General features: G+C 71.6%; 18 protein-coding genes. 6 read left to right on the forward strand and 12 right to left on the reverse strand.

Translation table 11 applies throughout. From position 1 onward, the window contains the following. Positions 1-119: 119 nt before the first annotated feature. On the reverse strand, positions 120-1,520 hold the full coding sequence (pdxR, locus tag ACN6LB_RS23330) for a MocR-like pyridoxine biosynthesis transcription factor PdxR (protein ID WP_445027618.1): 1,401 nt from the start codon (positions 1,518-1,520) through the stop codon (positions 120-122). Positions 1,521-1,567: 47 nt separating this feature from the next. On the opposite strand from pdxR, the gene ACN6LB_RS23335 reads away from it, so the two are divergent. Genes ACN6LB_RS23335 through ACN6LB_RS23345 form a run of 3 tightly spaced genes read left to right on the forward strand, consistent with a single transcriptional unit; the run spans position 1,568 to position 3,218 of the window. After that, positions 1,568-2,065 carry a carboxymuconolactone decarboxylase family protein gene (locus tag ACN6LB_RS23335; RefSeq protein ID WP_356131735.1) on the forward strand — a complete coding sequence of 166 codons (498 nt, stop codon included), beginning with the start codon at positions 1,568-1,570 and terminating at the stop codon, positions 2,063-2,065. Positions 2,066-2,103: 38 nt separating this feature from the next. Then, a complete protein-coding gene (locus tag ACN6LB_RS23340) occupies positions 2,104-2,505 on the forward strand; it encodes a carboxymuconolactone decarboxylase family protein (protein WP_445027674.1) in 402 nt (133 codons plus the stop codon). Next, positions 2,502-3,218 (forward strand): isocitrate lyase/PEP mutase family protein, encoded by a 717-nt coding sequence (locus ACN6LB_RS23345; RefSeq protein WP_445027619.1) that lies wholly within the window; start codon positions 2,502-2,504, stop codon positions 3,216-3,218. Before ACN6LB_RS23340 ends, ACN6LB_RS23345 begins: the two co-directional genes overlap by 4 nt. Positions 3,219-3,236: 18 nt before the next feature. Here the strand turns inward: ACN6LB_RS23345 and ACN6LB_RS23350 are convergent, their stop codons facing one another. The 5 genes from ACN6LB_RS23350 to ACN6LB_RS23370 all read right to left on the reverse strand — a co-directional run bounded on the left by ACN6LB_RS23350 (position 3,237) and on the right by ACN6LB_RS23370 (position 10,501). Continuing rightward, entirely contained in the window at positions 3,237-4,193 is a 957-nt protein-coding gene (locus ACN6LB_RS23350) for an ABC transporter substrate-binding protein (protein WP_445027620.1), read from the reverse strand. Position 4,194: 1 nt separating this feature from the next. Further along, positions 4,195-6,138, reverse strand: a complete 1,944-nt coding sequence (locus ACN6LB_RS23355; protein ID WP_445027621.1) for an ABC transporter permease — start codon at positions 6,136-6,138, stop codon at positions 4,195-4,197. After that, complete coding sequence (locus tag ACN6LB_RS23360) at positions 6,138-7,238, reverse strand: quaternary amine ABC transporter ATP-binding protein (RefSeq protein ID WP_445027622.1); 1,101 nt, start codon at positions 7,236-7,238, stop codon at positions 6,138-6,140. The genes ACN6LB_RS23355 and ACN6LB_RS23360 overlap by 1 nt, the downstream gene beginning before the upstream one ends. After that, entirely contained in the window at positions 7,238-8,767 is a 1,530-nt protein-coding gene (locus ACN6LB_RS23365; RefSeq protein WP_445027623.1) for a GMC family oxidoreductase, read from the reverse strand. Before ACN6LB_RS23365 ends, ACN6LB_RS23360 begins: the two co-directional genes overlap by 1 nt. 222 nt (positions 8,768-8,989) lie before the next feature. Continuing rightward, positions 8,990-10,501 (reverse strand): aldehyde dehydrogenase family protein, encoded by a 1,512-nt coding sequence (locus ACN6LB_RS23370; protein ID WP_445027624.1) that lies wholly within the window; start codon positions 10,499-10,501, stop codon positions 8,990-8,992. Positions 10,502-10,703: 202 nt separating this feature from the next. On the opposite strand from ACN6LB_RS23370, the gene ACN6LB_RS23375 reads away from it, so the two are divergent. Beyond that, positions 10,704-11,483: a hypothetical protein gene (locus ACN6LB_RS23375; RefSeq protein WP_445027625.1), complete on the forward strand. Its 780-nt coding sequence runs from the start codon at positions 10,704-10,706 to the stop codon at positions 11,481-11,483. A gap of 35 nt (positions 11,484-11,518) precedes the next feature. Beyond that, the gene (locus ACN6LB_RS23380) at positions 11,519-12,529 is read left to right on the forward strand and encodes a bifunctional helix-turn-helix transcriptional regulator/GNAT family N-acetyltransferase (RefSeq protein ID WP_445027626.1); all 1,011 of its coding nucleotides are present in this window, start codon (positions 11,519-11,521) and stop codon (positions 12,527-12,529) included. Here ACN6LB_RS23380 and ACN6LB_RS23385 read toward each other — a convergent pair. The 6 genes from ACN6LB_RS23385 to ACN6LB_RS23410 all read right to left on the reverse strand — a co-directional run bounded on the left by ACN6LB_RS23385 (position 12,474) and on the right by ACN6LB_RS23410 (position 19,604). Next, positions 12,474-13,547 (reverse strand): hypothetical protein, encoded by a 1,074-nt coding sequence (locus ACN6LB_RS23385; RefSeq protein WP_445027627.1) that lies wholly within the window; start codon positions 13,545-13,547, stop codon positions 12,474-12,476. The genes ACN6LB_RS23380 and ACN6LB_RS23385 overlap by 56 nt on opposite strands. Positions 13,548-13,700: 153 nt before the next feature. Then, the gene (locus ACN6LB_RS23390; RefSeq protein WP_445027628.1) at positions 13,701-14,690 is read right to left on the reverse strand and encodes a malate dehydrogenase; all 990 of its coding nucleotides are present in this window, start codon (positions 14,688-14,690) and stop codon (positions 13,701-13,703) included. A gap of 751 nt (positions 14,691-15,441) precedes the next feature. Then, positions 15,442-16,794 carry a DUF2690 domain-containing protein gene (locus ACN6LB_RS23395; protein ID WP_445027629.1) on the reverse strand — a complete coding sequence of 451 codons (1,353 nt, stop codon included), beginning with the start codon at positions 16,792-16,794 and terminating at the stop codon, positions 15,442-15,444. A 410-nt stretch (positions 16,795-17,204) separates the two neighbouring features. Beyond that, positions 17,205-17,732 carry a helix-turn-helix domain-containing protein gene (locus ACN6LB_RS23400; protein WP_445027630.1) on the reverse strand — a complete coding sequence of 176 codons (528 nt, stop codon included), beginning with the start codon at positions 17,730-17,732 and terminating at the stop codon, positions 17,205-17,207. Positions 17,733-18,112: 380 nt separating this feature from the next. After that, complete coding sequence (locus tag ACN6LB_RS23405; protein ID WP_445027631.1) at positions 18,113-18,760, reverse strand: DUF3017 domain-containing protein; 648 nt, start codon at positions 18,758-18,760, stop codon at positions 18,113-18,115. Next, positions 18,750-19,604, reverse strand: coding sequence for a bifunctional methylenetetrahydrofolate dehydrogenase/methenyltetrahydrofolate cyclohydrolase (locus tag ACN6LB_RS23410; RefSeq protein WP_356131695.1), 855 nt, complete (start codon positions 19,602-19,604; stop codon positions 18,750-18,752). The genes ACN6LB_RS23405 and ACN6LB_RS23410 overlap by 11 nt, the downstream gene beginning before the upstream one ends. Positions 19,605-19,883: 279 nt before the next feature. Between ACN6LB_RS23410 and ACN6LB_RS23415 the strand changes: the two genes are divergently transcribed. Next, a complete protein-coding gene (locus ACN6LB_RS23415; protein WP_356131692.1) occupies positions 19,884-20,507 on the forward strand; it encodes a hypothetical protein in 624 nt (207 codons plus the stop codon). The last annotated feature ends 76 nt before the right edge of the window (positions 20,508-20,583 follow it).

Here is a 20,583-nt window from a genome sequence, read left to right on the forward strand (position 1 = left end):
CCCCCCCCCCCCCCCCCCCCCCCCCCCCCCCCCCCCCCCCCCCCCCCCCCCCCCCCCCCCCCCCCCCCCCCCCCCCCCCCCCCCCCCCCCCCCCCCCCGTACGGGTAAAAGCCCTGCTTCTACGGCGACGGCAGCGCCCTGCACAGCGCGGCGAGGGCCCCCGCCCACGCGTGGTCCGCCGGCGTGCCGTAGCCGACGACGAGGGCGTCGAGCGGAGGCGCGGTCGACAGGGCGTGGCGGTAGCGGGTGAGGCCGTGCAGGGCGAGGCCCTGCCAGGCGGCCGCGCGGAGCACCGACTGCTCGGTGCCGGGCGGGAGTTGGAGGACGGCGTGCAGGCCGGCCGCGATGCCGGTGGCGTGGACGCCGGGCGCCTGCGCGGCAAGGGCGGCGACCAGACCGTCGCGCCGACGCCGGTAACGAAGGCGCGCGGCGCGGACGTGCCGGTCGTAGGACCCCGACGTGAGGAACTCCGCCAGCGTCAGCTGGTCCAGGACTCCGCTGGACCAGCCACCGCCGCGCTTGAGCGCGACGACCTCCGCGGCCAGGGCCGACGGCAGCACCATCCAGCCCAGCCGCAGCCCAGGCGCGAGGGATTTGCTGGCGGTGCCGAGGTAGACGACGCGGTCGGGGTCCAGGCCCTGGAGCGCGCCCACCGGCTGACGGTCGTAGCGGAACTCGCCGTCGTAGTCGTCCTCCAGGATCAGGCCGCCGGTGCGACGCGCCCAGTCGACGGCGGCGGCCCGCCGGTCGCGGTGCAGCGGCAGGCCCATGGGGAACTGGTGCGCGGGGGTCAGCAGCATGCCGCGTACGCCCGCCGACTCGCCGATGTCCGTGCCGAGTTCGTCGAACGGCAGCGGCACGGTGCGCAGCCCCGCCCGCTCCAGCAGGTTCCAGTGCGCGTCGAGGCCGTACGACTCCACGGCGAGCGAGCGCAGCCCGCGCCCGCGCAGCACCGGGCCGAGCAGTGTCAGCCCGTCCGCGAACCCGGAGCAGACCACGATGTGCTCCGGGTCGGCGCGGACGCCCCGGGCGCGGGCCAGGTAGACCGCGAGCGCGGTGCGCAGTTCGACGCGGCCGCGCGGGTCGCCGTAGCCGAGGGCGTCGTGCGGGGCCGCCGCCAGTGCGCGCCGGGCCGCCTTGAGCCATTCCGTGCGCGGGAAGGAGGCGAGGTCGGGGGCGCCGGGGACGAGGTCGTACGTGGGGCGGCCCGGCTCGCGCGGGTGGGGTGGGGTGTCCGCCGTGCGCTGCGGGACGGGGCGCTCCGCGACGCGGGTGCCGGAGCCCTGGCGGGCGGTGAGCCAGCCCTCGGCGACGAGATCGGCGTACGCGTCGGCGACCGTGTTGCGTGCGATGCCCAGGTCGGCGGCGAGGGTGCGTGAGGAGGGGAGGCGGGTGCCGGGAGCGAGCCGGCCGCCGCGGACGGCGTCCCGCAGGGCGTCGGTCAGGCCCCGGCGCAGACCGCCGGAGCTGTTCGGTTCCAGGTGCAGGTCGACGCCCAAAGTGGCCCAGGTTTTCGCCATGGAAATGGACCATACCCTTGGGCTGCTCCGCTCCTAGGGTCGAGGACATGACCACTGAGGAATCCGTCCCGTACGCCGCCGAGCAGGCCCCCCGTCTGAACTGGTCCCAGCACGCCCCCGAGGTCTACAAGGCGATGCTGCGGCTGGACACCGCCGCCCGCCAGGGCCTGGAGCCCAAGCTGTACGAGCTGGTGAAGATCCGGGCGTCGCAGATCAACCACTGCGCGTTCTGCCTCGACATGCACACCAAGGACGCGCTCGCGGCGGGCGAGAGCGTCGAGCGGATCATTCAGCTCAGCGCGTGGGAGGAGTCGCGGCACTTCTACACCGAGAAGGAACTGGCCGCGATCGAGCTGACCGAGGCGATCACCGTGCTGACCGACGGCTTCGTGCCGGACGAGGTGTACGAGCGGGCCGCCAAGCAGTTCGAGGAGGCGGAGCTGTCCCAGCTGATCGCGGCGATCACGGTGATCAACGCGTGGAACCGGTTCGGGGTGAGCACCCGGATGACGCCGGGCCACTACCAGGCGGGCACGCACAAGTGAGCCGTACGCAGGTGCTCGCCCAGCGGGTGGGGCGGGCCATGTCCGCGCTGAGCGCGGCCGCGAAGAAGGGGCTCGGCGATCCGGAGCTCGCCGAACTCGTCATGATCCGCGCCTCGCAGATCAACCACTGCGCGTTCTGCCTCGACATGCATCTCGGCCTCGCGCGCGAGCACGGCGTCGATCAGCGGCGTCTCGATCTCCTCGACGCCTGGGAGGAGGCCGAGGACCTCTACAGCGAGCGCGAACGGGCCGCTCTCGCGCTCACCGAAGCCGTCACAGTCCTGACCGACGGCTTCGTGCCGGAGGGGGTGTACGAGCGGGCCGCCAAGCACTTCGACGAGGATCGGCTCGCCCATCTCATCGGGCTGATCACCGTCATCAACGGATGGAACCGGCTGATGGTCAGCCGCCGCATCCCACCGGGAGGACCCACGTGGTGAGCAAGGCAGAGACGTTCCGCGCGCTGCACCGGGGCCGTCTGCCCGACGCCCCGCTGGTCCTTCCCGGGCCGTGGGACGCCGCCTCCGCGCGGGTGTTCGCCGACGCGGGGTTCCCGGCGCTCGCGACGCCCAGCGCCGGGGTCGCGGCCTCGCTCGGGTACGAGGACGGGGCGACGCCCGCCGACGAGATGTTCGCGGCGGTGGCGCGGATCGTCCGGGCCGTCGACGTGCCGGTGTCCGCGGACATCGAGGACGGGTACGGGCTCGCGCCGAAGGAGCTGGTGGAGCGGCTGCTGGAGACGGGCGCGGTGGGCTGCAACCTTGAGGACTCGCACGGGGGTGCCCTCAAGGATGCGGCCCGGCACGCCGACTGGCTCGCCGAGGTGCGGGCCGCCGCGGCCGACCAGCTCTTCGTCAACGCGCGCATCGACACGTTCATGCGCGGGGTCACGGATCCCGGACGGGCCATCGAGCGGGCCGCGTTGTACGTCGCCGCGGGCGCCGACTGCGTGTATCCGATCGGCGCCCCCGTCGGCGTACTGCCCCTGCTGCGGTCCGGGATCCAGGGGCCGGTGAACGTGTTCGCCACGCTCGACGGGGGCCCCTCGCCGGCCGAGCTGGGCGGGCGAGGGGCGACGCGGATCACGTTCGGGCCGGGGCTGCATCGGGCGGCGACGGGGGCGTTGCGGGGGATCGCCGACGGGCTGCGGTGATCACGCGACGGTCGGAGGCTACCGCAGCCACGCCTTCCATGTGGAGGCGTGGCGGGCCACCCACTTCTTCGCCGCCTCCTGCGCGGTCAGCTTGTCGTTGGCGATCATCAACGACACCTCGTTCTGGTCCTCCGTCGTCCACTTGAACTTCTTCAGGAAGGCGGCCGCCTTGCCGCCGCTCCTGGCGAAGTCCGCGTTGAGGTACTTCTGCAGCGGGGTGTGCGGGTAGGCGCAGGCGACCTTCTTGGCGTCGGCGTCGCAGCCCTCCTTGTAGGCGGGGAGCTTCACCTCGGTCATCGGGACCTTCTCGAAGAGCCACTGGGGTGAGTACCAGTAGGTGAGGAAGGGCTTCTTCTCCTTGGCGAACTGCTTCATCTGGGTGATCTGCGCCGCCTCCGAACCGGCGAACACCACCTGGTAGTTCAGGTCCAGGTTGTCCACCAGCGCCTTGTCGTTGGTGACGTACGACGGGGAGCCGTCGAGGAGTTGGCCCTTGCCGCCGCTCTCCGCGGTGCGCAGCTGGTCTGCGTACTTGTCGAGGTTCTTCCAGTTCGTGACGTCGGGGTGCTGCTTGGCGAAGTACGTCGGGACGTACCAGCCGATGTGGCCGGTGACGCCGAGGTCGCCCGCGTGGGCGATGGTCTTCTTGTCCTCGACGTACCGCTTCTCCTGGTCGGGGTGGCCCCAGTCCTCCATGATCGCGTCGACGCGGCCCTGGCTGAGCGCGTCCCAGGCCGGGACCTCGTCGACCTGGACGGTGTCGACGCGGTAGCCGAGCCGGTGCTCCAACAGGTACTGCGCGACAGCCACGTTGGCCTGTGCGCCGACCCAGGACTGCACGGAGAGGGTCACCGTCCTGGCGCCCTGGGCGTTGGCGTAGGGCGAGGACTGCTTGGTCATGTCGGCGGCGCCGCAGCCGGTCAGCAGCAACAGGGCCGATCCCCCGGCCACCGCCGAAATCGTACGTATGCGCATGTCAGGCTCCCTTCTTCCCTCGTCGGCCCGTGGGCTGGGTCACCCGGTCGAGCATCAGGCCGAGGCAGACGATCGCGGCGCCGGCGACGAGTCCGGTGGCCAGGTCGCCCTGGGCGAGCCCGAACACGACGTCGTAGCCGAGCGCGCCGCCGCCGACCAGGCCGCCGATGATGACCACGGCGAGGACCAGGACGACACCCTGGTTGAGGGCGAGGAGCAGGGACGAGCGGGCCAACGGCAGCTGGACCTGGCGCAGTTGCTGCATGCCGGTCGCGCCGAGGGAGCGGGCGGACTCCAGCGCGGCCGGGTCGACCGCGCGCAGGCCCTGGGTGGTGATGCGGACGACGGCGGGCAGTGCGTAGACGACGGCCGCGGCGACGGCCGGGGCGCGGCCGATGCCGAACAGGGCGACCACCGGGATCAGGTACACGAACTGCGGCATCGTCTGGAAGACGTCCAGGACCGGGCGCAGGGCCCGCTCCACGCGTTCGCTGCGGGCCGCGGCGATGCCGGTCGCGAAGCCGAGGACGAGGGTCACGGCGACCGCGGCCAGTACCTGGGAGAGGGTGTCGAGGGACGGCTCCCAGACGCCGAGGACGCCGATCGCGGCCATCGCGAGGACGGCGGTGAGCGCGGTGCGCCAGGTGCCGATCAGCCAGGCGAGCGTGGCGACGACCAGGAGGACCGACCACCAGGGCAGCCAGAGCAGGCCGTCCCGGAGCGGGTCGAGGACCCAGGTGGTGAAGTGGCCCGCCCAGTCGGCGGTGCCGCCGATGTACGGGACGCCGGAGTAGAGGTGGTCGGTCATCCAGTCGACGGCGTGGTTCACGGGCTCGGCGATGCCGACCGACCATGCCTCGGGCCAGTCGAGGCGGCCGGTGAGCCGTCCGGCGAGTGCGACGGCCACGGCGACGACGGCCGCGTAACCCCATTGCAGGGGGCTGCCGTTGGGCTCGCCGAGGCGCTCTCCCGCCGCACCGGTCACCCGGTCGAGCACGACGGCGAGCAGCACGATCGGGATGCCGGCGGCGAGCGCGGCGCCCACGTCCACGGAGGCGAGGGCCTGGTAGACACGGTCACCGAGGCCGCCCGCGCCGATCACGGAGGCGATGACGGCCATGGACAGCGCCATCATGATCGTCTGGTTGAGGCCGAGGAGGAGTTCCTTGCGGGCCAGCGGAAGGCGGGCGGTCAGCAGCCGCTGGCGGGCCGTGGCGCCGAGTGAGGCGACGGCCTCCATCACCCCGGCGTCGGCGCCGCGCAGGCCGAGCGCGGTGAGCCGGGCCATGGGCGGGGCGGCGTACACGACGGTGGCGAGCACGGCCGCGGGCACGCCGATGCCGAACACCAGGACGACGGGGAGCAGGTACGCGAACGCCGGGAGCACCTGCATGGTGTCGAGGACCGGGCGCAGGGCGCGGTAGGTGCGGTCGGAGAGCCCGGCGGCGAGGCCGAGCAGGGCGCCCAGTACGACGGACGCGAGTACGGCAACCACCATGAGCGCCAATGTCTGCATGGTGGGCACCCACATACCGAGCAGCCCGCATGCGAGGAACGCGGCGGCCGTGCCCAGCGCCAGCCGGACACCGGCGACCCGCCACGCGGTGACCGCCGCGACGGCCGTGACGCCCGCCCAGCCAGCCGCGAGCAGCACCAGGTAGACGGCGCGGACGGAGAGGACGACGGCGTTGCTGACGTATCCGAAGAAGTACAGGAACAGCGGATGGCTGTCGCGGTTGTCGATGATCCAGGTGCTGGCCCGGCCGAGCGGTTCGCTCAGGTCGACGGTCAGCGCGTGCGGCCAGCTTCCGCTCGCCCAGCGGGCGTTGGCGAGCGGCACCAGGACGGCCGCGGCGACGGCGAGCAGCAGGAGCTTGCCCGCGGCGCGGTGTCTGAGGACACCGGGCAGCGCGATCCGGGGGGCGGGGGTGGTGACCGTTGCCATCAGACCGCCTCCTTGCTCGGCCCCGCTCCGGCCACCACGTCGAGCAGCCGCTCGTGGTCGACCACCCCCAGGCAACGGCCGTCCTCCACGACACAGGCGGCCCGGCCGCTGTGCGCGACGGTCCTGATCGCGTCGATGACGACGGTGTCGGGGGCGAGCCGGCCCGGGTGCTCCGAGCCGCCGCAGTCACCGGCGCGCATGGCGGTGCGCACCGTCATGACCTGCTCGCGGGGCACGTTCTGGACGAAGTCGCGGACGTAGTCGTCGGCCGGGGACCCGACGATCTCCTCGGGGGTGCCGAGCTGGACGATGCTGCCGTCGCGCATCAGCGCGATGCGGTCGCCCAGGCGCAGTGCCTCGTTCAGGTCGTGGGTGATGAAGACCATCGTGCGGCCCTCCTCGCGGTGCAGCCGGATGACCTCCTCCTGCATGTCGCGCCGGATCAGCGGGTCGAGCGCGCTGAACGGTTCGTCGAAGAGGAGGACCTCAGGGTCTACGGCGAGGGCCCGTGCGAGCCCGACGCGCTGCTGCTGGCCGCCGGACAGTTGCCCGGGCCTGCGCTGCTCCATGCCCTCCAGGCCGACCTTGGCGACGACGTCCTGGGCGCGCCTGCGGCGTTCGGCCTTGCTGACGCCCTGGATCTCCAGGCCGTAGGCGACGTTGTCGAGGACGGACCTGTGCGGGAGCAGGCCGAAGTGCTGGAAGACCATCGCGGCGCGGTGGCGGCGGAGTTCGCGCAGCCGGGCGGTGTCCATGGCGAGGACGTCCTCGTCGTCGATCGCGAGGGAGCCTGAGGTCGGCTCGATGAGCCGGGTCAGGCAGCGGACGAGGGTGGACTTGCCGGAGCCGGACAGGCCCATGACGACGAAGACCTCGCCCTTGCGCACGTCGAAGCTGACGTCGCGCACCGCGGCGGTGCAGCCGGTCCTGGCGCGCAGCTCCGCGGGGGTGAGCGCGGCGAGTTCGGGGTCGCCGGGTATGCGTTCGGCCTTGGGGCCGAACACCTTCCACAGGTTGTGGACGGAGAAGACGGGCGAACTCCCGGTCGTGGCGGGGGCGTTCGCGGGCTCGGGCGTGGGCACGGTGGTCGTGGTGGTCATCACGCACCGCCTCCGATCAGGTCGGCACATTTCTCCCCGACCATGAGCACCCCGATCATGGGGTTCACGGCGGGCATGGTCGGGAAGACGGACGCGTCGGCGATCCGGATGCCGTCGAGGCCACGGATGCGCAACTCGGGGTCCACCACGGCGAGTTGGTCGTCCGCGGCACCCATACGGCAGGTGCCCGCCGGGTGGTACACGGTGTGCGCGACCTTGCGCGCGTACTCGCTCAGCTCCTCGTCGCCCGTGACGTCGGGTCCCGGGCACACCTCGCGCTTCAGCCATCCGGCGAGCGGCTCGGATTTGGCGATCTCGCGGGCGATCCTGATTCCGTCGACGAGGGTCCGGCCGTCGTGGTCGTCCTCGTCGGTGAAGTAGCGGAAGTCGAGGGCGGGCTTGTCGGCGGGGTCCGCGCTGGTCAGGGAGAGCCGGCCGCGGCTGTGCGGCTTGGGGATGTTGGGCGTCATCGAGACGCCGTGCGCGGGGCGTTCGTAGCCGAGGCGCTCGGGGTTGTCGGTGAACGGGATCTGGTAGAAGTGGAACATCAGGTCGGGGCCCGCGTGTTCGGGGTCGCGGCGCACGAAGAGGCCCGCGTCGGAGTCCATCGCGGAGTTCTCGGGAATGGGCCCGTGCGTCTCCCAGACGATCACCGACTCCGGGTGGTCGAGCAGGTTCTCGCCGACGCCCGGGAGGTCGTGCGCGACGGGGATGCCGAGCGCTTCGAGGTCCTCGCGCGGCCCGATCCCGGAGTGCAGGAGCAGGCGCGGCGAGTCCACGGCGCCCGCGCACAGCAGGACTTCGCGGCGGGCCCGTACGAGGGTCTCGGCACCGTCCTTGCCGCGTACGTGCACGCCCGTGGCGCGCGTCCCCGCCAGCTCCAGCTTGTACGCCCAGGTCTCCAGGAGGATGCGGAGGTTGGGGCGCTCGTCCATCACGGGGTGCAGGTAGGCGACCGAAGCGCTGGAGCGCTTGTTGTTCTCCGGGTGGTACGCGAGGTCGAAGAAGCCGACGCCCTCGGTGAACGGCTCCCGGTTGAAGCCCTCGACGCGCGGCACGCCGAGCGCCGACTGCGCGGCGTCCACGAAGTCGCGGGCGATGGCGTTGCGGTCCTTCTCGTCGACGGGAACGATGTTGTTGAGGAGCCGCCCGAAGTACGCGTCCATCGGCACCGCACCCCAGCCCTTTGCACCGGCCGCCTCCCACTCGTCCCAGTCGGACGGCAGCGGCTTGAACGCGATGAGCGTGTTGTGGGACGAACACCCTCCTAGGACGCGGGCCCGGCTGTGCCGGATGTGCGAGTTGCCGCGTGGCTGCTCGGTCGTCGGGTAGTCGTAGTCCAGTTCGCCGCCGAGCAGGCCCATCCACCGGCGCAGGGTCAGGACGTCGTCGCGGCCCACGTCGCTGGGACCGCCCTCGATGACGGCGACGGTGACGTCGGGGTCCTCGGTCAGCCGGGACGCGATCACGGAGCCTGCCGTGCCGCCGCCGATGACGACGTAGTCGTACGTGTTCTCGTGCTCGGACATGAAGTGGTGCTCCTCAAGATCGTGCAAGGTACTGCGCGTAATGGGTGGGGGACGGGGGGACAAGGCCGTACGTGGGGGACGCGGCCCGGCTCTTGGGGACTTGCGGCGCTCAGCCGGCGAACCACCGCACCGGCTTCGGCGCGAGGTTCTGGCTGTGCTGTCCCGGGGGATAACCCCCGGACCCCCAGCCGGATCCGAGCGCAGTCGGGGTCGGCATCGAGCTCAGCCCCTGAACCAGCGCACAGGCCGCGGCGCGAGGTTCTGGTAGACGTGCTTGGTCTCGCGGTACTCGGCGAGACCGGACGGGCCGAGTTCGCGGCCGACTCCGCTCTTGCCGAAGCCGCCCCACTCCGCCTGGGGAAGGTAGGGGTGGAAGTCGTTGATCCAGACGGTGCCGTGGCGCAGACGTCCCGCGACGCGTCGGGCGCGGCCCGCGTCGGCGGTCCAGACGGCGCCCGCGAGCCCGTACTCGGTGTCGTTGGCGAGCGCGACGGCCTCGTCCTCGGTGCGGAAGGTCTCGACGGTGAGGACCGGCCCGAAGACCTCCTCCCGTACGACCTTCATGTCCCGGTGGCACCGGTCGAGGACGGTCGGCTCGTAGAAGTACCCGGTGGCGGGCCGCTCGGCGGACGGCTCGGGGCGCTTGCCGCCGGACCGCAGCACCGCGCCCTCCGCGAGCGCGGAGGCGACGTACGCCTCGGTCTTCGCGCGCTGCTGCTCGGAGACGAGCGGGCCGCACTCGACGCCTTCCTCGGTGCCGCGGCCGAGCCTGATCAGGCCTGCCCTGCGGGCGAGTTCGGCGACGAAGCGTTCGCGCACGCTCTCCTCGACGATGAGGCGGGAGCCCGCCGAGCAGACCTGGCCGCTGTGGATGAACGCGGCGTTGAGGGCCTGGTCGACGGCCGTGTCGAAGTCCTCCTCGGTCGAACAGGCGTCGGCGAACACGACGTTGGGGTTCTTGCCGCCCAGCTCCAGCGCGACCTTCTTCACGCTCACGGCGGCGGCCTGGGCGACCTTCGTGCCGCTGGCGAGACCTCCGGTGAACGAGACGAGGTCGACGTCCGGGTGCTCGGCCAGCCGGGCGCCGACCGAATGCCCGGGCCCCGTCACGATGCCCGCGACGCCGACCGGCAGCCCGGCCTCCACCAGCAGGTCGATGAGGGCGACGGTGGTCAGCGGGGTGATCTCGCTCGGCTTGATCACCAGGGTGTTGCCGGCCGCCAGGGCGGGCGCGACCTTCCAACTGGCTTGCAGCAGCGGGTAGTTCCAGGGCGTGATCATGGCGCAGACGCCGACGGGCTCGTACACGACGACGCTGTGGATGTCCTTGGACCCGGCGTCGACGACACGGCCGCCGCCCTCCCCCAGGACGAGGTCGGCGAAGTACCGGAAGGCGTCGGCGACGCAGTCGATGTCGACGCGCCCCTCCTCGACCGTCTTGCCCGCGTCACGGCTCTCCAGCAGCCCGAGCTGTTCCCGGTCGCGCACGAGGAGGTCGGCGACACGGCGCAGCAGGGCGGCGCGCTCCGCGACGGCGGTGTGCGGCCACGGGCCTTCGTCGAAGGCGTGGCGGGCGGCGGCGACCGCCGCGTCCACGTCCCGCGCGTCGCCCTCCGCGACCACGGCGAACGGCTTGGCATCCGCGGGGTCGAGGATGTCGCGAGTGGCGCGGGAGACGGCTTCGCGCCACTCCCCGCCCACATGAATCGTCTGGTGTCCCTGCTGTCCGGCCATGGTCGGTGTTGCCTTCCGTTCCTGTTCAGTGCCCCTGTGTCACACACGTGTCACTCTCGGGGGCCGTGAGCGCCTGCCCCTCGACCAGCGATGCATGCGCGATCCATGGCCGAAAGTGGGCCGCGTCACTGAAAATGCGGGCAAACAGGCACAAAAGTACGCTGAGTAGTGAGGCGCTGATGCGCACCATGGAGGTGACGCGATGTCCAGGAAGACGCTCGCCCGCACGGCGGTCGCCGCAGCGCTTCTCCTGTCGCCCCTCTCGCCCGTCTCACCCCTCTCCCCCGCGCTGTCCTGGGCGGACGACGGCGACGGCGCGAGCGCACAGGAACTCTCCGACAAGGCGCAGGAGACCCTGCTGAAGGCGAAGTCGGTCCACCTCAAGCTCACCGACGACAGCGCGGGCACGAGCACCAGCACCACCCAGCCGACCTCGATGGACCTCGCCCTCGACCAGGACGGCAACTGCACGGGCTCCATCGAGATGGGCTCCGACGGGGGCAGCGTGAAGATGGTCGTGCGCGACGGACAGGTCTGGATGAAACCCGACAAGGCCTTCTGGAAGACCCAGATCCCCGGTGGCCAGGGCGACGCGGCCGCCGAGCTGTTCAAGAACCGCTACATCCACGGCTCCACCGGCGACGCCCTGGTCAAGGGCATGGCCGACAGCTGCGACCTCGACACCTTCCAGAAGGAGATCACCGGCGATCCGGACAACCGGCACACCCTGACGAAGGGCGCCGAGACGACGGTCGACGGCTCGAAGGTCATCCCGCTGTCGTACAAGGAAGCCGGCAAGAAGACCACGCTGTACGTCAGCACGGACGACGACCACCACCTGGTGGAGGCGACGGAGAAGGGCAAGGGCTCGGACCTGACCCTGCTCTTCACCGACTACAACGAGCCGGTCCCGTCGGCCACGCCGTCGGCGGACGAGTCGGTGGACATCTCGAAGCTGCAGAGCGAGTTGCAGAAGATCTGAGACGCCGAGCGATTTCTTTGACTACAGTCAAAGATATGGAGCGAGTCTCTACGGAACCGGTCGCCGCGGAAGACGTGAAGGCCCTGCGCCGCTTCAACCGTTACTTCACCCGGCGCATCGGAGCCCTGGACGACCACTACCTCGGGCAGGACCGCCCCCTCGGTGAGGCACGCCTGCTCTTCGAGATCGCCGAGACCACCGCGACCGCCGCGACCGCCGATGGCACGGGGGGCTCCGAGGCCGGGGCGGGCGCCTCCCTCCGAGACCTCCGGGGCCGGCTCGGGCTCGACGCCGGATATCTGAGCCGGATGGTCAAGGCGCTCGAATCGCAGGGCCTTGTCCGGGTGAGCGTGCATCCCGACGACAGCAGGCTGCGCATCGCCCGGCTCACCCCGGCCGGGCGGGTCGAGGTGAAGGAGCAGAACCACCGCGCCGACGTCCTCGCCGCGGGCCTGCTCGGCGGACTGAGCGAGCGGCAGCGCGGTGACCTCACGGCGGCTGTCGCCACAGCCGAGCGGCTGCTGCGGCTGGCGGCGATCACGGTCGAGGTCGTCGACGGCTCCTCGGCCGACGCCCGCCACTGCCTGGCCGCCTACGCCGCCGACATCGACGAGCGCTTCCCGGAAGGCTTCGACCCGGCCGCCCTCGTACGGCCCCACGAGGTGTCCGCAGCCGCCGGCGCCTTCCTCGTCGCGTACGAGGAGGGGCGCCCCGTCGGCTGCGGGGCGCTGCGCGGGCTGGAGCCCGGGGTCGGCGAGATCCGGCATGTGTGGGTGCACCCGGACGCCCGGCGGCTCGGGCTGGCCCGGCGGATCCTGGACGGCCTGGAACGCGAGGCCGTCTCCCGCGGCCACGGAGTCGTCCGCCTCGACACGCACGCGGTCCTCGCCGAGGCCCAGGCGATGTACCGGGCCTGCGGGTACACGGAGATCCCCCGCTACGACGACAACGCCTACGCCGCGTACTGGTTCGAGAAGCGGCTGCCGCCGGCTACGCCCCTGTGCAGTCCGCACCCGTCGGGCAGAACGAGCTCACGGCCGTCGTGAGCAGCCCGCGCAGGTCCTCGGACGTGGCCCCCTCGTAGTGGCTGACGCGGATCGCGTAGAGCGTGCCGTCGGGTGCCGTGAAGCGGTGGTCGATGACCAGGAGGGGGCCCACCTCCTCACCACCGTCGTAGTGGTAGGTGAGTTCGGCCCAGCCCGGGCCCGACGTACGGTCGAGGACCTCGTAGCCGGAGAGCTGCTTCCTGAAGCCCCACGGTTTGTTCTCGGCCTGGTCGAGGGAGTCGGCCGGGCTGTCCTCGGTGACCTTGAACAGCTCGATCTCGCGGCTGTCGCCGGGGTCGGTGTAGTAGGTGACGACCGGCGCCTTCTCGCCCTTCTCCTGCTTCCGGAGCCACCCGTCGGGCACGTCGAGCGTGTAGCCGACGGGGTCCACCGCCCGGCTGTATCCGGGAGCCGGTTCCGGCTGCGGGGCGAGGGATGTCTGCGGCGGGGTGCTCGCGAGCGTCGAGGTGGAGGCGAACGCGGAAGCCGACGGGGAGGGGGACGGGGACTCCGGCGCATGGGCGGAAGCGGAGGCGCTCACGGACGACTGGGAGCCCCCCGACGCCGTACGGTCCGCCGCGTCGCGCCGCATCAGCACCCACACCCCCGCCCCGATCCCGCCGGCCACCAGGACCAGGGCGACGACCATGGCGATCAGCTGCCCGGAGCCACCGCGCGCGGTAGCGGGGCCGGGAACGGTTCCAGGGACGGGAGCGGACCACGGCCCGGGCTGCTGCCAGGGCTGCTGAACGGGCGGCGGCTGAACCGGAGGCGGCTGAACCGGAGGCGGCATTCCGACCGGCGGTGGCGGCGGCGGTTGCTGTGCCGCCGGCTGCTGGACCGGCGGCGGTGGCCGCAGACCGGCCGCCCGGGTCTCCTCCGCGGCCCACCAAGGAGTCTCCGACCCGGCGTCACCGCCCGCGCCGTCGCCCGCACTGTTGCCGTCGTCGATCCACCGCTGCTGGTGAGCGTCCCACCGCCACATCTCTTGTCCCCGTCCCCCGATCAGCCTGCTCACTGCGACGATAGCGACGGCTACGTCCGCAGTGTCACCTCATGCGGGGATAAAGAAAGTACGTTCGATACGTACTTTCCGTACGCATGCGGAAGGCCCCGCCCCGGAACGAATCCGGGGCGGGGCCTTGCGCGTTGAGCGGGTGGCTCGGTCGGCTCAGATGAGGCCGAGGCTGCGGACCGCCTCGCGCTCCTCTTCGAGCTCCTTCACGGAGGCGTCGATGCGGGCGCGCGAGAACTCGTTGATGTCCAGGCCCTGGACGATCTCGTACTGGCCGTCCTTCGTGGTGACGGGGAAGGACGAGATGAGGCCCTCGGGGACGCCGTAGGAGCCGTCCGACGGGATGCCCATGGAGGTCCAGTCGCCGTCCGCGGTGCCGTTGACCCACGTGTACACGTGGTCGATGGCGGCGTTGGCGGCCGAGGCGGCGGAGGACGCGCCACGGGCCTCGATGATGGCCGCGCCGCGCTTGGCGACGGTCGGGATGAAGTCCTCGGCGAGCCACTTCTCGTCGTTGACGGTCTCGGCCGCGTTCTTGCCGGCCACGGTCGCGTGGAAGATGTCCGGGTACTGGGTGGCGGAGTGGTTGCCCCAGATGGTGAGGCGCTTGATGTCCTCGACCGTCGTGCCGGTCTTCTTCGCGAGCTGGGTCAGCGCGCGGTTGTGGTCCAGGCGGGTCATCGCGGTGAAGCGCTCGGCCGGTACGTCCGGGGCGGCGGCCTGCGCGATGAGCGCGTTGGTGTTGGCCGGGTTGCCGACGACGAGGACCTTGATGTCGTCCGCGGCGTTGTCGTTGATCGCCTTGCCCTGCGGCTTGAAGATGCCGCCGTTGGCGGAGAGCAGGTCGCCGCGCTCCATGCCCTTGGCGCGCGGGCGGGCGCCGACGAGAAGGGCGACGTTCGTGCCGTCGAAGGCGACGTTCGGGTCGTCCGTGATGTCGATGCCCTGAAGGAGCGGGAAGGCGCAGTCGTCGAGCTCCATGGCGGTGCCCTCGGCGGCCTTCAGCGCCGGCGTGATCTCCAGGAGGCGCAGCTTGACCGGCACGTCCGCGCCGAGCAGCTGGCCGGAGGCGATGCGGAAGAGCAGGGCGTAACCGATCTGGCCGGCCGCGCCGGTGACGGTGACGTTCACGGGAGTGCGGGTCATGGCGTTCTCCGTATGACAGCTGGCGGTGGGGCGTCGCTGCCCCGGGTGCAGGATCCGGATCCCCTGCTCCGCCGCGATGATCGATCAGGGATACAGATGATCGATCTCTTGGCGTCAAGAGAGATCCGCCCGTCAGGCTATCGCGCCTCCGGGATCCCGAACGTCCAGGTACGTGTGGCCCACCCCACAGAGCGACGAAAAGGCGGCCGCCTGCCCGGGAGAGGTGGGCAAGACGGCCGCCAATGGCAACCGGAACAGCCCGGAAGGGGGTGTCTCCTCCCGAACAGCCACCGGATCCCGTGGGGTTACCGTCCGCCTGCCCCGAGAACACACGGGCATGCGTGTGCGCGGGGAGGAGTTTTGGGGTTCGGGATTTCAGGCGGGTGGCGGTATGCCGGCCCACCGGCGGTGGGACAGCCCGTCGGGCGGGTGGGGCACTTCAGCCGACCGGCGGGTGGGGCACTTCAGCCCGTCCGGCGGGTGGCGGCACCTCAGCTCATCGGGCGGGTGGGGTATTTCAGCCGACCGGCGGGTGGGGCATTTCAGCCCGTCCGGCGTTTGAGGACGAGCGCGTCAGCGCGATGGCAGGGGGAGAGGGGGCGCAGCCCCCAGGACCACGGGAAGGGCAGGGGCGGAGGGGGCGAAAACCGGCTTCGTGGGCGGACCCGGCACCGGAACGCACAGCGAGGCGGGACCATCCTCGTACGCCGGACGAGCCCGGCACCGTACGAGAACAGCCCCGCCCGCGGGGTTACTTCGTGCAGCCCTTCAGCCCGGCCTTCAACGTCGCACAGGCCTTCGCGTCCCCCGCGTCCTTCACAGCCACCATCGGCGTATACGCGTCGGTGTCCGTGTCGACCGCCCCGGTCTGCTTGGCCGCCGCACCCGAGGACACCTCGACCTTGTCGCCGGCCGCGGCCTGGGTGATGCGGGCCCACGCCGCCCCACAGGTCTTGCTGTAGCGGACCTCGACAAGGGTGGTGCCGACGGTGACGCTGGTGGTGGTGGTCGCCAGCGTCCCGCCGCAGCCCATGTTCTCCGGGTCCTTGCCCGTGCAGCTGCTCCCGCTGCACTTGACCCCGACCGGCAGATCGGGGTCGACGGCGGCGGAGGTGGTGGGCGACTTCGGCGTGCTCTCGTCCTTCTTGTCACCGCCACCGCGGGTCAGGAACACGGCCGCCGCGATCACGACGAGCGTGCCGACGATCCCCGCGAGGAACATCGTGAGCCGCCGCCTGCGACGCGCCGCGTCGGCCGACCCGCCGGACGGGGGCCGAGCGTCCTGCGGCGGCGTCCCACCGGGCGGCGGCCCGAACGCCCCGGACGCACCCGCACCCGCACTCGCCCCGGCACCGGAACCACTCGCCCCCGCACCGACACCGACACCGACACCGGCACTCGCCCCCGAATTCCGCCCGGAAGCCTCCGGCGTGCTCCCGGCCCCCCGGCCGGGAGCCTGCGCGGGCCTCTCGTACCCGGCGAGCCCCCACGAGTTGGCGACGGAGGAGCTCCCGGACGAACCCGTACCCGCGCCCCCGCCGCCGCCCGTACCCGCGGACGAACCCGGCCGAGACGCGCCTCCCCGTACGTCGCCGCCCACGGAGTCCTGGACGTCCGGAGCCGTCGGCTGCGGAGGGACGGTCGGCGGCACCATCGGCGGGACGGTCGGCGACACGCCCGCCGGTCCGGCGATCCCCGGCGTCACCGTCGTACTGCCGCCCTTGCGGGACTGCTTGCCGTTGCTCCCCTTCGCCGGGGTCGGTCCGAACTCGCCGAGCGCGGCCCGCGCCTGGGAGATCCGGATCGCTTCCATGGTCATGTCGTGGCGCGCCTCCGAGCGGCTCCACGCACGCTCGGCGAGCTCCCACATGGTGGTGAGATGGATGGGGTTGGTCCCGGTCACCTCGGCCAGGGCGACGATCGCCCCCTTGGGGGCGAGGAGCCGGCCGTTGAGATAACGCTCCCAGGACGTCTTGCTGTAGCCCGTGCGGTCGGCCACTGCGGCGATGCTCAGCCCGCTCCGGTCCACGAGTCGGCGCAGCTGGCTGGCGAACTCCCTGACCTGCGGATCGAGCTCATCCGGCAAGGCCCTCCAACGAGGCATTGCTTGTCCCCCCTCATTGCTTTCCCCCCGTACGTGCCTGACTGTTCTCCCGCGCGTGGCGGCCCTCCGCCAAGTCCCCGTTCTGGCTACCCACAGGGATGCGCCCGGCCGGGATCTCAGTTCCCGGGGCGGGGGCGCACGGGAGCATTTCGGGCCGAGGCATGCACCGTTGCACGCCGGTTGGTCTGCGGTCCAGTGTCCCACTGACCCCTTGGTCGACCTGTCGAACCTCTGAGCTGCGCTGATCTCCGCCGAATTCCGGCACGGGACGTCCCGGAGCATCCCGTACCGTCCCGATTGGCCACGTTAGCCCGGCTGTTGAAGCCGATCGACGTAAATCCCCGAACTTGTCAAGACATCGACACAATGGGAACACAGGAGCGACCTCAGGAGCCACAAGAACAATCAGTTCACCCGAGAGTGACGGCGCCGACGAGTGCGACGAGGCCGATGAGGACGAGCCCGAGCAGCGCGACGTAGAGGAGCAGCCGCCCCGAGGATCCGCGCGCCGATCGCGACGCCCTGGTTCCGGGCCGCTCTTCGGGCGCGTCCCACCACGGAAGGGTGGGGTCCTCCTCGTAGACGTCCGCGCCCTCGCGCCCGTACGTGCCGGACGCGGGGCCACCTCCCGCCGCCTGGGCCGTCGCCTGCGGTCCGGCCTGTGCCGGCTCGCGGGGCCACGCCTGAACCGCCAGCTCCCAGCGCACGACGAAACGTTCAGGCTCCTCGCCGAGCACCCGGCACAGGGCGACGACCGCCTGCCGGGGCGGCGGCTGGGTCGCGTTGAGGTAGCGCTGCCAGGAGGACTTGCTGTACGCCGTGCGCGCGCCCAGGGCGACCAGGCTGAGCCCGGTGCGGTCCTTGAGCAGCCGCAACTGCTCCACGAAGTGGCGTACCTCCGGCGGAAGTTCCTCCGCAAGTGGCTGCCAGGCGCCCATCACCGTCCTCCTCGCCGTTCCCGTGAGCGAGGGACGACGCCGGGGCCTGGACGGTTCCCGTTGCCGGGCGCGGACACCGTAGCGGAATGGTCACTTCCGTGCCACAGGGAACTGCCAGGTGTTGAACAGCCTGGCCGGCGTGCACAAGGGTTGACCCAGGCGGAACACCCGCCCGAACGCGGCCCGTCCTTACTCGGGGGAGAGGACGGGCCGCGGTCGTACTCTCCCTCACCCACGGGGCCGGACGAGCCCAGGGTCAGCCGCACGGCGAAGCCTCCCTCGCTCAGCGGTCCGATACTGATCGTCCCGCCGACGCCCGCCGCAGGGGGTGAAACGGCGGTGGCCCGCATCCTCCGGGGGAGGTGCGGGCCACCGTCCGTTCAGCGCACCGTGAAGTGCAGCGTGTCGTCCAGGAACGGGATCTCCAGCAACGGATTGGGCTGCGCCATCAGCGCGAGCAGCACGATGGCCACGCCCAGGACGCCGTACGTCACCAGGTCCGTGAAGCGGGAGCGGACCGCGAGCATGCCCACGTCGGGCAGCATCCAGCGCAGCACACCGCCGCCGAGCAGCGCGAGGCCGATCAGGACCGTGCCGACGCGGAACACGTCCAGCGCGGTCAGCAGCAGGCCGATCCCGACGGTCGTCAGCACGGCGAGGATCGGCCACTGACGCGCCGGCGCCGGAGCGTCGCCGGGCGCCGCGCGGCCGCCGCCCTCGGGCCGCGCGGTGTCACGGGTGAACAGCGGGAAGCGGCGCGTGGTGCGACGCGGCCTCCCCTCGGCGTCGGGCGCGCTGACGGCGTCCCGCACCTCGATGTCGTCGGCGCCATCGGTGGCGTCGGTGACGTCGGTATCGGTGACGTCGGCGGCGGCATCGGTGGATTCGGTGGCAGCGGCTCTTTCGCCGGTACGGGCGCCATCGGTGCCTGCGGCGGTACGTGCGCGGCCGGCGCCCGTGGCGGTGCCGGCGTCGCCGTGCTCGTCGACGTCCACGTGGTCCCCGTTGCCCTCAGCCTCAGCCGACACTGCGCTCCGCCGCCTCCACCACGTTGACGAGCAGCTGGGCGCGGGTCATCGGGCCGACGCCGCCCGGATTCGGTGAGATCCACGCGGCGACCTCGGCGACGCCCGGGTGGACATCGCCGACGATCTTGCCCTCGGCGCTGCGCGAGACACCGACGTCGAGCACGGCCGCGCCCGGCTTCACGTCCTCCGGGCGGATCAGGTGCGCCGAGCCGGCCGCGGCGACGATGATGTCGGCGCGCTTGAGGTGCGCGGAGAGGTCACGCGTGCCGGTGTGGCACTGCGTCACCGTCGCGTTCTCGGAGCGCCGCGTCAGCAGCAACGGCATCGGGCGCCCGATGGTGACACCGCGGCCGACGACCACCACCTCGGCGCCCTTGATCTCCACGCCGTACTGACGCAGCAGGGTGAGGACACCGTTCGGGGTGCAGGGCAGCGGTGCGGGCTCGTTGAGGACGAGGCGCCCGAGGTTCATCGGGTGCAGTCCGTCCGCGTCCTTGTCGGGGTCCATCAGTTCGAGGATGCGGTTCTCGTCGATGCCCTTGGGAAGCGGCAGCTGGACGATGTAACCCGTGCAGGCGGGGTCCTCGTTGAGCTCCCGGACCACCGCCTCGATCTCCTCCTGCGTGGCGGTCGCGGGCAGTTCGCGCTGAATGGAGGCGATACCGACCTGGGCGCAGTCACGGTGCTTGCCCGCGACGTACTTCTGGCTGCCGGGGTCGTCACCGACGAGGACGGTCCCCAGGCCGGGCAGGACGCCCTTCTCCTTCAGGGCCGCCACGCGGGCGGTCAGGTCGGACTTGATCGCGGCTGCGGTGGCCTTGCCATCGAGAATCTGGGCGGTCATGGCCCCATCCTCGCGGATGACCCGGCCCCGGTTCCAATCCGGCCACCAGGCGGGCGTTCCGGCACCGGATTTCCGGGCGCATGTCACACATCCGGCCATGATCGGGATGTTGCACTTGCACAACACATATGGCATGCGGCTGGACAAGTAAGAGGCGCCTAAAGAACGATGAGAGGCACAGTGCCGCGGGCAGTACCGGGGGGACGGACCGCTCTGTAGAAATTCCTCCGACCGTTCCGCGCTTCGTCCCCGCGCATAGTCAACGGAGGAAAACCCGCCATGAGTTTCGGCGACCCGAACAACCCTTACGGGCAGCCCCCCCAGCAGCCCCCGGCCGCTCCCGGATACGGCTACCCCCAGCAGCCCCCCGGTGTACCGCCGCAGGGCTACGGCTACCCGCAGCAGCCGGCGTACCCCGGCTACCCGGGCGGCAACCAGATGCTTCCCCAGTCGATGCCGGGCCTGCTGATGACGGCCCGTGTGTTCCTGTTCATCATCTCGGTGCCCCAGATCATCGGAGCGCTGTTCTGGTTCTACGTCGCCGCCTTCGCGAACGACGTCTCGGACAGCGCGGACGACTACGGGTTCAGCTCGGTGAGCGACGGCGGCCACATGGCCGCCGGAGTCTTCTTCCTGATCGCGCTGCTCGCCGCGGCCCTGGCGACCCTCTCCATCACACTCGGCGTGAAGTTCAGCAAGGGTGGTCAAGGCGTCCGCATCACCACCGTCGTCTACGGTGCGCTCGGCGGCATCGTGGGTCTGATCGCGCTCTTCGCCGGTCTGGACTCCGGGCTCGCGTCCGCGGTCATCTTCCCGTTGATCTGGGTCGTCTTCGCCACCGTCATCACGGCGGCGCCGGTCGTCGCCAGCGGCACCGCCTGGTTCGCGCGCCCGCGCTACTGAACCAACCCCCAGCATCACCCGTACCACCCGCACCACTCACACCAAGGGCCGTGCCCCCCTCGTACAGGGGGACACG

The sequence above is a fragment of the Streptomyces sp. SAS_270 genome (genome assembly GCF_052543295.1).